12 protein-coding genes and 1 riboswitch are annotated in these 12,851 nt (G+C 72.3%); of the genes, 8 read left to right on the forward strand and 4 right to left on the reverse strand.

Going from position 1 to position 12,851, the window contains the following annotated elements:
* Positions 1–132: 132 nt before the first annotated feature.
* A complete protein-coding gene (gene nagA / locus R4Z62_RS18785) occupies positions 133–1,275 on the reverse strand; it encodes an N-acetylglucosamine-6-phosphate deacetylase (RefSeq protein ID WP_064533800.1) in 1,143 nt (380 codons plus the stop codon).
* Between the two features lie 7 nt (positions 1,276–1,282).
* Positions 1,283–2,251: an ROK family protein gene (locus R4Z62_RS18790; RefSeq protein WP_079158960.1), complete on the reverse strand. Its 969-nt coding sequence runs from the start codon at positions 2,249–2,251 to the stop codon at positions 1,283–1,285.
* Positions 2,252–2,356: 105 nt separating this feature from the next.
* Here R4Z62_RS18790 and R4Z62_RS18795 point away from each other — a divergent pair, with 105 nt between their 5' ends.
* The 3 genes from R4Z62_RS18795 (at position 2,357) to otsB (ending at position 4,897) form a co-directional block, all read left to right on the forward strand.
* Positions 2,357–3,628: an ABC transporter substrate-binding protein gene (locus R4Z62_RS18795; RefSeq protein ID WP_491520397.1), complete on the forward strand. Its 1,272-nt coding sequence runs from the start codon at positions 2,357–2,359 to the stop codon at positions 3,626–3,628.
* A 74-nt stretch (positions 3,629–3,702) separates the two neighbouring features.
* Complete coding sequence (locus R4Z62_RS18800; protein WP_064533797.1) at positions 3,703–3,975, forward strand: DUF3263 domain-containing protein; 273 nt, start codon at positions 3,703–3,705, stop codon at positions 3,973–3,975.
* 52 nt (positions 3,976–4,027) lie between these two features.
* Positions 4,028–4,897 (forward strand): trehalose-phosphatase, encoded by an 870-nt coding sequence (gene otsB / locus R4Z62_RS18805; RefSeq protein ID WP_064533796.1) that lies wholly within the window; start codon positions 4,028–4,030, stop codon positions 4,895–4,897.
* A 22-nt stretch (positions 4,898–4,919) separates the two neighbouring features.
* Here otsB and R4Z62_RS18810 read toward each other — a convergent pair whose 3' ends face one another.
* On the reverse strand, positions 4,920–6,353 hold the full coding sequence (locus tag R4Z62_RS18810) for an alpha,alpha-trehalose-phosphate synthase (UDP-forming) (protein WP_079158959.1): 1,434 nt from the start codon (positions 6,351–6,353) through the stop codon (positions 4,920–4,922).
* A gap of 175 nt (positions 6,354–6,528) precedes the next feature.
* Here R4Z62_RS18810 and R4Z62_RS18815 point away from each other — a divergent pair, with 175 nt between their 5' ends.
* Positions 6,529–7,236 carry a hypothetical protein gene (locus R4Z62_RS18815; RefSeq protein WP_385499803.1) on the forward strand — a complete coding sequence of 236 codons (708 nt, stop codon included), beginning with the start codon at positions 6,529–6,531 and terminating at the stop codon, positions 7,234–7,236.
* 34 nt (positions 7,237–7,270) lie between these two features.
* On the opposite strand, the gene R4Z62_RS18820 is transcribed toward R4Z62_RS18815, so the two are convergent.
* Positions 7,271–8,215 (reverse strand): glucosyl-3-phosphoglycerate synthase, encoded by a 945-nt coding sequence (locus R4Z62_RS18820; RefSeq protein ID WP_064533793.1) that lies wholly within the window; start codon positions 8,213–8,215, stop codon positions 7,271–7,273.
* 196 nt (positions 8,216–8,411) lie between these two features.
* Positions 8,412–8,573, forward strand: a riboswitch (SAM riboswitch).
* Positions 8,574–8,590: 17 nt separating this feature from the next.
* On the opposite strand from R4Z62_RS18820, the gene thrC reads away from it, so the two are divergent.
* From thrC to groL, 4 genes are all read left to right on the forward strand, one after another.
* Positions 8,591–9,877 carry a threonine synthase gene (gene thrC / locus R4Z62_RS18825; RefSeq protein WP_064533792.1) on the forward strand — a complete coding sequence of 429 codons (1,287 nt, stop codon included), beginning with the start codon at positions 8,591–8,593 and terminating at the stop codon, positions 9,875–9,877.
* The gene (locus R4Z62_RS18830) at positions 9,874–10,149 is read left to right on the forward strand and encodes a MoaD/ThiS family protein (protein ID WP_018567049.1); all 276 of its coding nucleotides are present in this window, start codon (positions 9,874–9,876) and stop codon (positions 10,147–10,149) included. The genes thrC and R4Z62_RS18830 overlap by 4 nt, the downstream gene beginning before the upstream one ends.
* A gap of 431 nt (positions 10,150–10,580) precedes the next feature.
* Entirely contained in the window at positions 10,581–10,784 is a 204-nt protein-coding gene (locus tag R4Z62_RS18835) for a cold-shock protein (protein WP_004986573.1), read from the forward strand.
* A 376-nt stretch (positions 10,785–11,160) separates the two neighbouring features.
* Complete coding sequence (groL, locus tag R4Z62_RS18840; protein WP_018567050.1) at positions 11,161–12,783, forward strand: chaperonin GroEL; 1,623 nt, start codon at positions 11,161–11,163, stop codon at positions 12,781–12,783.
* Positions 12,784–12,851: the final 68 nt, after the last annotated feature.

Below are 12,851 nucleotides of genomic sequence, written 5' to 3' on the forward strand. Positions count from 1 at the left end.
CCTCCCCCGGGTAGTACGCGTGCACGGAGCTCCGGCGGTGCGCCGGAGCTCCGATCATGCCAAACGGACGGCGCGCCGCCCACCCCCGGGCCCGCTCACCGGGTCGGAACGTCCGGCGGACGGGCGGACGGATCAGCCCAGTTGGGGATCGACCACCCACTCGCCGCGCCGCATCACGCCCTTGAGGACGAAGTCCTCGTCGAGCAGGACGAGGTCGGCGTCCTTGCCGGGCTCCAGGGAGCCGACGCGGTCGTCCACGCCGAGCAGCCGGGCCGGGTTGGCGGACAGCGCCGCCACCACGTCCTCGACGGGCAGCCCGTCGACGGTGACCGCGCGCCGGAACGCCCGGTCCAGGGTGAGCGTCGAACCGGCGATGGAGCCGCCCTCCACCAGACGGGCGACGCCGTCGGTGACGTCGACCTCCAGCGGGCCGAGCAGATAGCGGCCGTCGCCGGACCCGGCGGCGTCCATGGCGTCGGTGATGAAGGCGACCCGGGCCGCACCGGCGTGGTGGAAGGCGAGTTCCAGGGCCGCGGGGTGCAGATGGACGCCGTCGTTGATCAGCTCGACGGTGACCCGCTCGTCCTCCAGCAGGGCGGCGATCGGGCCGGGGGCGCGGTGGCCGAGCGTCGGCATCGCGTTGAACAGGTGGGTGGCGACGGTGGCCCCGGCGTCGATCGCCTCCACGGTCTGCTCGTAGGTGGCGTCGGTGTGCCCGATGGCCGCGATCACCCCGCGCTCGGCGAGCAGCCGTACGGAGTCCAGGCCGCCGGGCAGTTCGGCGGCGAGGGTGACCATCTTGGCGTGGCCGCGGGCCGCGTCGACCAGCCTGCGCACGTCGGCCGGGTCCGGGTGGCGCAGCAGGGCCTCGGAGTGGGCGCCCTTGCGGCACGGGGAGATGAAGGGCCCCTCGAAGTGGATGCCGGCGATCTCGCCCTGCTCGGCCAGTTCGGACAGCAGTCCGGCCTGCTTGGTGAGGATGCCCATGTCGTCGGTGACGGTGGAGGCGACGACGGTGGTGGTGCCGTGCGCCCGGTGGGTGCGTACGGCGGTCATGACGTCGTCGGCGGAGCCGGAGAAGGCCGCGCCGCCGCCGCCGTGGTTGTGGAGGTCGACGAAGCCGGGGACCAGCCAGTGCCCGCTGACATCGACGGTCGGGGTGTTCTCCGGTGCGGTCCCGGCGATCCGCGTGCCGTCGACGATCACCCGGCCGCCGTCCGCGATCCCGGTGGGCAGCACCACCCGGGCGCCGTCGAGAACCTTGCTGGGGGCCATCTGGTGGCTACCTCCGGGGAGTCGTGGAAGAGGGAGAGTGCGGTGCGGCCGCGGCGGACGTGCCGCCGAGGAGGTCCCAGGCGAGCAGGCCCGCGCCGAGGCAGCCGGCGGTGTCGCCGAGGGCCGCGGGGACGATGGCGGGCAGCTTCTGGAAGGTGACCCGGCGGCGTACGGCCTCGCGCAGCGGGGCGAAGAGCGTCTCGCCGGCCTCGGCGAGCCCGCCGCCGATGATCAGGGTGCGCGGGTCCAGCAGGGTGAGTGCGGTGACCAGGCCGTCGGCGAGGGCGTCCACGGCCTCCTGCCACACCGCGCGGGCCCGGGTGTCGCCGGACCGCACGGCCTTGGCGCAGTCGGCCGCGTCGGCGTCCGCGTCGCCGCACGCCTCGGCCCAGGCCAGGCTGACCGCGGAGGCGGACGCGTACCGCTCCAGGCAGCCGTGCTGGCCGCAGGGGCATGCGGTGCCGCCGGGCCGGACGACGATGTGCCCGATCTCGCCGGCGAAGCCGTGCGCACCGGCCTCGACCCGGCCGTCGATGCCGATGGCGCCCGCGATGCCGGTGCCCAGCGGGACGAACAGATAGCGGTCGGCGCCCTTGCCCGCGCCGATCCGGCCCTCGGCGAGCCCGCCGGTGCGTACGTCGTGGCCGAGGGCGACGGGCAGGCCGAGACGCCGGCCGAGCAGGTCGCGCAGGGGGACGTCGCGCCAGCCGAGGTTGGCGGCGTAGGCGGCGACGCCCTCGTCCTCGTCGACGATGCCGGGGACGGCGACACCGGCCGCCGCGGCCGGCTCGCCGAAGCGCTCGGCGCCGTGGGCGCGCAGTTCGGCGGCGAAGCCGAGGATGCCCTCGACGACGGCGTCCGGGCCGCGCTCGCGGCCGGTGGGCCGGCGCGCCTGGTGGAGCAGCCCGCCGTTCTCGTCGACCAGTGCGGCCTTCATCCCGGTGCCGCCCACATCGAGCGCGATGACGTGTCTCACAGATGACAGTGTGGCCCTTTGACCCGCGAGAGGTCTAGTCCACTCACGTGGTGTAGACCTATCGTGTCCGCATGGTGAACACGAGACGGTTGGGGCGGGAACACAGTGCAGCGGCGTAGAGCAGGAATGATCGCGGCGGTGTCCGCACTGGGCATGACCTCGGTCCTCGGCGGCTGCGGGAGCACGGGCTCCTCCGACGTCACGCTCAAACTGGTCGCCGCCGACTACGGCGACTCCCCGGCCGACAACTCCCAGAAGTACTGGGACAAGCTCGCCCGAGCATACGAGTCCCAGCACTCCGGCGTGAAGATCGACGTCAAGGTCTATTCGTGGACCGACGTCGACCGCAAGGTCAAGGAGATGGTCGACGCCGGCGACCCGCCGAACCTGGCCCAGATCGGCGCGTACGCCGACTACGCCGCCCAGGACCGGCTCTACAAGGCCGACGACCTGCTCTCCATAGCCGTGCAGGCCGACTTCCTCGACCAGCTCTCCGACGCGGGCCAGGTGCGCCACCTGCAGTACGGCATCCCGTTCGCCGCCTCCACCCGGGTGCTCTTCTACAACAAGACCCTCTTCGACCAGGCGCACCTCACCCCGCCCAAGACATGGGACGACCTCGCCGAGGACGCCGAGGCGCTGAAGGACAAGGGCGTGAAGTACCCCTACGCGCTGCCGCTCGGCCCCGAGGAGGCGCAGGCCGAGACCATGCAGTGGCTGCTCAGCGGCGGCGCCGGGTACACCGACGACATCGGTACGTACACCATCAACTCCCCGCAGAACGCCGAGACCTTCACCTGGCTGCGCGACGAGCTGGTCGGCAAGGGCCTGACCGGCCCCGTCGCGCCCGGCAAGCTCAACCGCGCGGACGCCTTCGACGCCTTCGCCAAGGGCCAGGTCGGCATGCTCAACGGCCACCCCACGCTGATGAAGAAGGCCGCCAAGGCGGGCGTGAAGTTCGGGATGGTGCCGGTGCCGGGCAAGAACGGCACGCCCAAGGCCACCATGGGTGTCACCGACTGGATGATGGCCTTCAAGAAGGGCGGCCACAAGAAGCAGATCGGCGAGTTCCTCGACTACGTCTACAGCGAGAAGAACGTCCTCGACTTCTCCCGCCAGTACGACCTGCTGCCCGTCACCACCTCCGCGTCCGAGGCGATGGCCGAGGCACCGCAGGACAAGAACCTGTGGCCCTTCCTCCAGGAGCTGTCGCTGGCCCAGCTCTACCCGGCGGGCAAGACCTCCTGGGCCCAGGTCAGCGCCGAGGTCAAGAAGCGCATCGGCGGCACGGTGGCCCCCGGCGGCGACCCCACCGGGGTGCTCAACCAGCTCCAGACCGCGGCCTCGGAGGCGGAGGCCAAGGAGAACGCGCGCTGAGCCCGGCCGCCCGGCACCGCGTCGCCCGGCGCCGTGCCGCGGCGGGTGTCGGCGGCGGCGGTTACGGTGCCCGTATGGACGCGGACGACGAACCAGGCGGCGGACCGGAGCAGGCACCCGGGCGGCACCTCGCGCGCCGGGAGCGGGACATCCTCGCCCTGGAGCGCCGGGGCTTCACCGGACCGGGCGTGAAGGAACGCGCGATCCGCGAGGAGCTCGGCCTCTCCCCGGTCCGCTACTACCAGCTGCTCAACGCGCTGCTCGACGACGTGCGCGCGCTGGAGCACGACCCGGTGACGGTCAACCGGCTGCGCCGGGTGCGCGACGCCCGCCGGTCCGAGCGCTGAGACCCGGCGCCGCCGAGGAGTGGGCCGCGCCGTGTGTGGATAGGTTCGGCACATGGGCCACGACACGGACTCGACCGACCCCGCTCCCGACGCACCCGCGCTGCCCGAGCCCGCCACGCAGGCCGGGCGGGACGGGCTGGCCGCGCTGCTGGCACGGCCCGAGCGCGCGGTGATCGCGCTCGACTTCGACGGCACCCTGGCGCCGATCGTGCCCGACCCCGACCGGGCCAGGGCGCATCCAGGGGCGCTCCCGGCGCTCGCCGCGCTCGCCCCCGAGGTGGCCGCCGTGGTCGTGGTCACCGGCCGCCCCGCCGGGGTCGCCGTGCGCAACGGCGGCTTCGCCGGTGTCCCCGGCCTCGACCACCTCGTCGTCCTCGGCCACTACGGCGCCGAACGCTGGGACGCGGCCACCGGGGAGGTCACCGCCCCGGACCCGCATCCCGGGGTCGCCGCCGTCCGGGCCGAACTGCCCGGCTTCCTCGACCGGATCGGCGCCTGGCAGGGCACCTGGATCGAGGAGAAGGGCCGCTCCCTGGCCGTGCACACCCGGCGCGCCGAGGACCCGCAGGCCGCCTTCGAGGCGCTGCGCGCGCCGCTCGCCGGCCTCGCGGCCCGCCACGGACTGATCGTCGAACCGGGCCGCATGGTCCTCGAACTGCGCCCGCCGGGCATGGACAAGGGCGTCGCCCTGCTGGAGCACGTCCGCGCCCTGGGCGCCGGCTCCGTGCTCTACGCCGGTGACGACCTCGGGGACCTGCCCGCCTTCACCGCCGTCGACAAGCTCCGTTCCGAGGGCCTGCCGGGCGTCCTGGTGTGCAGCGGCAGCAGCGAGGTCGCCGAACTCTCCTCGCGGGCCGACCTGGTGGTGCCGGGCCCGGAGGGAGTGGTGCGCCTGCTGGCCGCCCTGGCGGCCCGTATGTGAGCGGCCGGGGACCGGCCGCGGCTCAGCCCGCGTCCAGTTCCCTCAGCTGGTCCAGGAACCACCGGGCCGGGGGCAGGGCGGTCGCCGCGGCGGCCAGCCGCCCGGAGCGCTCGGCCCGCTCCGCCACCGGCATGGTGAGCGCCGTGTGCAGGGCCTCGGCGGTGCCGACGACGTCGTACGGGTTCACCGTCACCGCGTCCGGGCCCAGCTCGGCCCAGGCGCCCGCCTCCCGCGACAGGACCAGCGCGCACCCGGCGTCGGAGACGACCGGCACCTCCTTGGCGACCAGGTTCATGCCGTCGCGGATGGGGTTGACCAGCGCCACGTCCGCGATCCGGTACGCCGCGAGGGAGCGGGCGAAGTCGTCCTCGACGTGCAGCAGCACCGGCCGCCACCCGGGCGTGCCGTACCGCTCGTTGATCTCCTCGGCCAGCCGCCGCACCTCGGCCGTGTACTCCCGGTAGACGGCGAGGTCCTGGCGCGAGGGGTAGGCGAAGGCGACGTGCACCACCCGCTCGCGCCACTCGGGGCGCTCTTCCAGCAGGTGCCGGTAGGCCAGCAGCCCGCGGACGATGTTCTTGGACAGCTCGGTGCGGTCCACCCGGACGACCGTCCGGCGGGCGCCGCCGTCCGGGGCCGTGCCGATCTCCTCGCGCAGCAGCGCCATCCGCTCCTTGACGTCGGCGCGGTGGGCGCGCTCGCGCAGGAACTCCGCGTCCGCGCCGAGCCCGTGCACCCCGAGCCGGGTGCCGCCGAGCCCGTCGGTCAGGGCCTCGCAGCACTGGGCGAAGGCGTCCGCCCACCGCTGGGTGAGGAAGCCCAGCCGGTCCGCGCCCAGCATGCCGCGCAGCACCTGGCGGGCGATGTCGTCGGGGAGCATCCGGAAGTAGTCCACCGGCGCCCACGGGGTGTGCGAGAAGTGCCCGATGCGCAGATCCGGCCGGAAGTCGCGCAGCATGCCCGGCACCAGCGTCAGGTGGTAGTCCTGCACCACCACGGCAGCGCCCTCGGCGGCCTCCTCCGCCAGCGCCTCGGCGAAGGCGCGGTTGTACGCCTCGTACGACGCCCACTGCCGCCGGAACTCCGCGTCGAAGACGGGCTCCAGCGGGGTCTGGTAGAGCATGTGGTGGACGAACCACAGCACCGAGTTGGCGATGCCGTTGTAGGCGTCGGAGAAGACGTCCGGGGCGATGTCGAGCATCCGGACCCGCTGTCCGCCGGTGTCCTCGGCGGGCAGCCTGCGCCCGTCCTCGTAGCGCCGTACGGCCTCGCGGTCGGCGTCGCCGAGCGCGGCGCACACCCATACCGCGCCCGCGTCCGGGCCGATCGCGGACAGACCGGAGACGAGTCCGCCGCCGCCGCGTCTCGCGCGCAGCGAACCGTCCTCGCCGAGCTCGTACGAAACGGGTCCGCGATTGGACGCGACCAGCACCTCGGCACCGTGCGTTGCAGCCATGGTCCTCAACCTAGCCCGGCCCCCGATCGCTCAAACGTGCGCAGCGGCGGGCCGGTGCGGATTTCGCCGCCCGCCGACTTGTAAGAGAAGTGTGAAGACCCCGAAGATGTGCGGTGCATGTCAGTGATCTCCGTCCCGTGCCGTGCGCGGGACGGTCTGTGAGGGGTGGGGTTCCATGCAACTTCTGCGCGTGCGCCGGATCGCCGGCACCGCGGCGCTGCTCGCCGCCGGTGTGCTGGCGCTGGCCGGCTGCGACGACGACTCCGGGACGCCGGCGGCGCACCCGGCACCGGCCACGGCCACCGCGGCGGCCACCAGCGCCGCCCCGGAGCCGTCCGGGGAACCGGCGACGGAGCCGGCGAGTACGCGGCCCGCCGCGTCCGCCACCGCGACCCCGGCCGCCACCCTGCGCGACTACACCGGTTCCGGCGTCGGCACGGCCGTCGCCGCGGCGCGGGCCGGCGGCCTGCGCTACGCCGTCCACCTCCAGGGCACCGGCCGGAGCGCCTCCTCCTGGGGCGCGACCGAGAAGGTCTGCGAGCAGCGCGCCGACGGCGGCGCGGTGACGTTCACCGTGGCGCGCGACGGCCGCGACTGCGCCGGCCGGCCGCTGCACACCCCGGCCCCCGCGAAGACCGCCTCCGGCGACGGCAGCGGAGGCACGAGCGGAGGCAGCGGTGGCACGACCGGCGGCAGCGGCGGCGGGAACAGCGGCAGCAAGGCGTGCGCCCTCACCAGCCCGGCCGGCAACTGCTACGCCGACGGCCAGTTCTGCGCCAACCGGCACCACGGCATGAGCACCTACGGCAAGGGCGGCGAGTACCTGACCTGCGCGCAGGACGGCGCGGGCCGCTGGCGCTGGTCGGACGGCGTGGCCGGCTGACGGGGCCGGGGCGGCCCCGGCGGCGGGCCGCCGCTCAGGCGACCCGCCGTGCCGCGTACTCCGCGATCTCACTCATCGGCGGCCGTTCCTCGGTGTCGACGGAGTACGTGCGCGGCTCGAAGCCGTCCTCGCCGCGCTCGAACTGCGTGAGCGAGGGGCGCACCAGATGGCCGCGGGCCAGCCGGAGCTGGGCGGTGCGGTAGATCGCGGCGGACATCCGGCCGAGCGCCTGCCCGTCCTGGTGGCGGTGGATGCGCTCACCGACGTCGACCTGGGCCAGCGCGTCCAGACCGACCAGGTGCAGCGCGTCCACGAGCATGCCCAGCTCGACGCCGTAGCCGACCGGGAACGGCAGCTGTTCGAGCAGCGAGCGGCGGGCCGCGTACTCGCCGCCCAGCGGCTGCACAAAACCGGCCAGCTGCGGCCAGTGCATGTTCAGCAGCGGCCGGGCCATCAGCTCGGTGACCCGGCCGCCCTGCCCGGCGGCGGTGCCCAGCGGCCGGTCGTACATGGCCTTGACCAGCTGGACGTCCGGGTCGGTCAGCAGCGGGCCGACGATCCCGGTGACGAAGTCGGCGGAGAACTCGCGCAGATCGGCGTCGACGAAGCAGACGACGTCCCCGCGGGTCACCAGCAGCGAGCGCCACAGCACCTCGCCCTTGCCGGGCACGGCGGGGATGCGCGGCAGGATGGTGTCGCGGTGCACCACCCGCGCGCCCGCCGCGGCGGCCACCCGCGAGGTGCGGTCGGTGGAGCCCGAGTCGACCACGACGAGTTCGTCGACCAGCGGCACCCGCGCCATCAGCTCGCGCCGGATCACGGCGACGATGTCCCCGACCGTCTCCTCCTCGTTCAGCGCGGGCAGCACCACGCTGACCGTGGCGCCGCTCGCGCGTTTGGCGGCCAGGACGCCGGGGAGCGGCCGGTCGGCGACGGACCAGGAACGTGTCCTCAGCCAGCGCTCGACTTCTTCCAGCACGGTCGGTGGCTCCTCACTCCTGCGCGGCACTCCTGCGCGGCTCGCTGCGGCCTGCGGTACGGACCGGATCACATCATCGTGTGATCTGTCTCGCGGTTCGGACGACGGTCTCTCGCTGTCCTGGCCGTCGGTTACAGTCTTGAACAACGCGGACGACCGTCGCATGCCGGGGTCGCCGCGCCCCACAATCGAATACCGCTCATCCAGAGGGGCAGAGGGACACGGCCCGATGAAGCCCCGGCAACCCTCCAGCCGGTCTCGTACCGATCGCCGTCGCGCGGTCGCCACCGCGAGGCTCCCGGCTCGGGAAGGTGCCAATTCCGTCTCACGGCGAGATGCGTCGTGGGGAAGATGAGGAGAAAGGGCCTCGCCTCCATGGCTGTGCAGACAGTTGCCACCAGCACCGACTCCACCGTCGACCTCGGTCCCGCCGCGGCGCTCAGCTGCCGCGAGTGCGGTCACCGCGTGCCGCTCGGCCCGGTCTTCGCCTGCGAGGAGTGTTTCGGCCCGCTGGAGATCGCCTACGACTTCTCGGGCTACGACACCGAGGAGCTGCGCCGGCGGATCGAAGCGGGCCCCGCGAACATCTGGCGCTACGCCCCGCTGCTGCCCGTCCCCGCCGACGTGGCCGGCAAGCCGAACATCAACCCCGGCTGGACCAAGCTCGTCCAGGCCGACCGCCTCGCCGCCGAACTCGGCGTCGACACCGGCAAGCTGTTCGTCAAGGACGACTCCGGCAACCCGACGCACTCCTTCAAGGACCGCGTCGTCGCCCAGGCGCTGGAGGCCGCCCGCGCCTTCGGCTTCACCACCCTGTCCTGCTCCTCCACCGGCAACCTGGCCGGTGCCGTCGGCGCCGCCGCCGCCCGCGCCGGACTGCGCTCCTGCGTGTTCATCCCGCACGACCTGGAGCAGGGCAAGGTCGTCATGGCCGCGATCTACGGCGGCGAACTCGTCGGCATCGAGGGCAACTACGACGATGTGAACCGCTTCTGCTCCGAGCTGATCGGCGACCCGGCCGGCGAGGGCTGGGGCTTCGTGAACGTCAATCTGCGGCCGTACTACGCCGAGGGCTCCAAGACGCTGGCGTACGAGGTCTGCGAGCAGCTCGGCTGGCGGCTGCCCGACCAGATCGTCGTCCCGATCGCCTCCGGCTCCCAGCTCACCAAGGTCGACAAGGGCCTGCGCGAGCTGATCGCGCTCGGCCTGGTCGAGGACAAGCCGTACAAGATCTTCGGCGCCCAGGCCGAGGGCTGCTCGCCGGTCTCCACCGCCTTCAAGGCCGGACACGACGTGGTGCGCCCGCAGAAGCCGGACACCATCGCCAAGTCCCTCGCCATCGGCAACCCGGCCGACGGCCCCTACGTCCTGGACATCGCGCGCCGCACCGGCGGCGCCGTGGAGGACGTGACGGACGAGCAGGTCGTCGACGCGATCAAGCTGCTGGCCCGCACCGAGGGCATCTTCGCGGAGACCGCGGGCGGGGTGACGGTCGGCGTCACCAGGAAGCTTGTCGAGAGCGGTCTGCTCGACCCGTCGAAGACCACCGTCGTGCTCAACACCGGCGACGGCCTCAAGACCCTGGACGCGGTGGCCGGCACCGGTCTGACCGCCACCATCCGCCCCACCCTGGACTCCTTCCGAGAGGCTGGCCTCGCATGAGCGTGACCGTTCGCATCCCCACCATCCTGCGCACCTACACCGGCGGGCGGGCCGAGGTGAGCGCCGACGGCGCCACCCTCGCCGAGGTCATCTCCGACCTGGAGAAGAACCACACGGGCATCGCCGCGCGCGTCCTGGACGACCAGGGCAAGCTGCGCCGCTTCGTCAACGTCTACGTCAACGACGACGACGTCCGTTTCGAGCAGGGCCTGGAGACGGCCACCCCGGACGGCGCCGGTGTCTCGATCATCCCGGCGGTCGCCGGCGGCTGATCATTACCGTCGGTAATGACGGTGATCGGAGTATCCGGTGAATTGCCCCCTCCGCGGGAGAAGCGGAGGGGGCAATTCCATGTGATTGAGCGCGGTAGAGTTGGGGAAGGCGCCCCGGATCTCCCGGTCGAGCGCCCCTTGATTTCTGCCGCCCGCCGATGAGAAACAGCCAAAATCCGCGGGTATTTTGCGGCATTTGCCGTGTTTATGGGGCCCGACTTGCCCAGGGTTCAGCCGAATTCTCGTCACATTCCGGACCGCTCCCGCCCGGATTTCTCGTCCGATTGACCTGTTGCAGACGGCAGTTGGACAGATACATTCAGCCGCGGTCGACGCGTTCCGGCGCACGCCCCCGATTCACGGGGGGTGAGGTCTGACCCGGATCCGCGAAGTGCGGATCTGTGCAAGGGCCAGTAATAGGGGAGTTAGGCATGGCTCAGGGCACCGTCAAGTGGTTCAACGCGGAGAAGGGGTACGGCTTCATCGCGGTCGACGGTGGTGCGGACGTCTTCGTCCACTACAGCGCGATCCAGATGGACGGCTACCGCACGCTGGAAGAGGGCCAGCGGGTCGAGTTCGAGATCTCGCAGGGTCAGAAGGGCCCGCAGGCCGACATGGTTCGCGTCACCGCCTGAACGTACATCACACGAAGGGCCCACACCTTGCGGGGTGTGGGCCCTTCGTCCTGCCCGCCGCGCCCCGCCCCCTCCCCTCTGTTCGCCTCCGGCTGATCCCGGCCGGAGGCGGCCTCCCCACCAGAGGCGCTTGCGCCCGCCCGTCACCCGACCACCGCCCCTCATCGAGCCCGCTACGCGGGCGCACCTTGCACTCGGGCATGCCGAGTGCTAATCATTGGCGTTAGCACTCTGAAGGTGAGAGTGACAACGAGGACCGGGTCGGTGAGGCCCGCAGGCCGGGTGGGGCAAGGAACCACGAGGTCGGCGAGCCGTCCGTCGCGGGCGCGGGCGCGGTCCGAAGGAATCACCCCCAGTCCTGGAGGGACCACTTCACATGGCCAAGATCATCGCGTTCGACGAGGAGGCGCGGCGCGGCCTCGAGCGCGGCATGAACCAGCTCGCGGACGCCGTCAAGGTGACGCTCGGCCCCAAGGGTCGCAACGTCGTCCTCGAGAAGAAGTGGGGCGCCCCCACGATCACCAACGATGGTGTCTCCATCGCCAAGGAGATCGAGCTCGAGGACCCGTACGAGAAGATCGGCGCCGAGCTGGTCAAGGAAGTCGCCAAGAAGACGGACGACGTCGCCGGCGACGGTACGACCACCGCGACCGTGCTGGCCCAGGCGCTGGTCCGCGAGGGCCTGCGCAACGTGGCCGCCGGTGCCAACCCGATGGCCCTGAAGCGCGGTATCGAGAAGGCCGTCGAGGCCGTCTCCGCCGCCCTGCTCGACCAGGCCAAGGAGGTCGAGACCAAGGAGCAGATCGCCTCCACCGCCTCCATCTCCGCCGCCGACACCCAGATCGGCGAGCTGATCGCCGAGGCCATGGACAAGGTCGGCAAGGAAGGCGTCATCACCGTCGAGGAGTCGCAGACCTTCGGGCTCGAGCTCGAGCTCACCGAGGGCATGCGCTTCGACAAGGGCTACATCTCCGCCTACTTCGCGACCGACATGGAGCGCATGGAGGCGGTGCTGGAGGACCCGTACATCCTCATCGCCAACTCCAAGATCTCCTCGGTCAAGGACCTGCTCCCGCTCCTGGAGAAGGTCATGCAGTCGGGCAAGCCGCTGCTGATCATCGCCGAGGACGTCGAGGGCGAGGCCCTGTCGACCCTGGTCGTCAACAAGATCCGCGGCACCTTCAAGTCCGTCGCCGTCAAGGCCCCGGGCTTCGGCGACCGCCGCAAGGCCATGCTCGGCGACATCGCCATCCTGACCGGCGGCGAGGTCATCTCCGAGGAGGTCGGCCTCAAGCTGGAGAACGCCACCCTCGACCTGCTGGGCAAGGCCCGCAAGGTGGTCATCACCAAGGACGAGACCACCATCGTCGACGGCGCCGGCTCCTCCGAGCAGGTCGGCGGCCGGGTCAACCAGATCCGCGCCGAGATCGAGAACAGCGACTCCGACTACGACCGCGAGAAGCTCCAGGAGCGCCTGGCCAAGCTCGCGGGCGGCGTGGCCGTCATCAAGGCCGGTGCCGCCACCGAGGTGGAGCTGAAGGAGCGCAAGCACCGCATCGAGGACGCCGTGCGCAACGCCAAGGCGGCCGTCGAGGAGGGCATCGTCGCCGGTGGTGGCGTGGCCCTGCTCCAGGCCTCCCAGGTGTTCGAGAAGCTGGAGCTGGAGGGCGACGAGGCCACCGGTGCCGCCGCCGTCAAGCTGGCTCTTGAGGCCCCGCTGAAGCAGATCGCCGTCAACGCCGGCCTCGAGGGCGGTGTCGTGGTGGAGAAGGTGCGCAACCTGACCCCGGGCCACGGCCTGAACGCCGCGACCGGCGAGTACGTCGACCTGGTCGGCGAGGGCATCATCGACCCGGCGAAGGTGACGCGCTCCGCGCTCCAGAACGCCGCGTCGATCGCCGCGCTGTTCCTCACCACCGAGGCCGTCATCGCCGACAAGCCGGAGAAGGCCGCCGCGGCCGCTCCGGGCGGCATGCCGGGCGGTGACATGGACTTCTGATCCGCCCGCGGATCAGCCCGTCCCTGCCGAGGGCGGCACCCCCTGTCTCCAGGGGGTGCCGCCCTCGG

This window comes from Streptomyces sp. PL-25 (assembly GCF_058344915.1).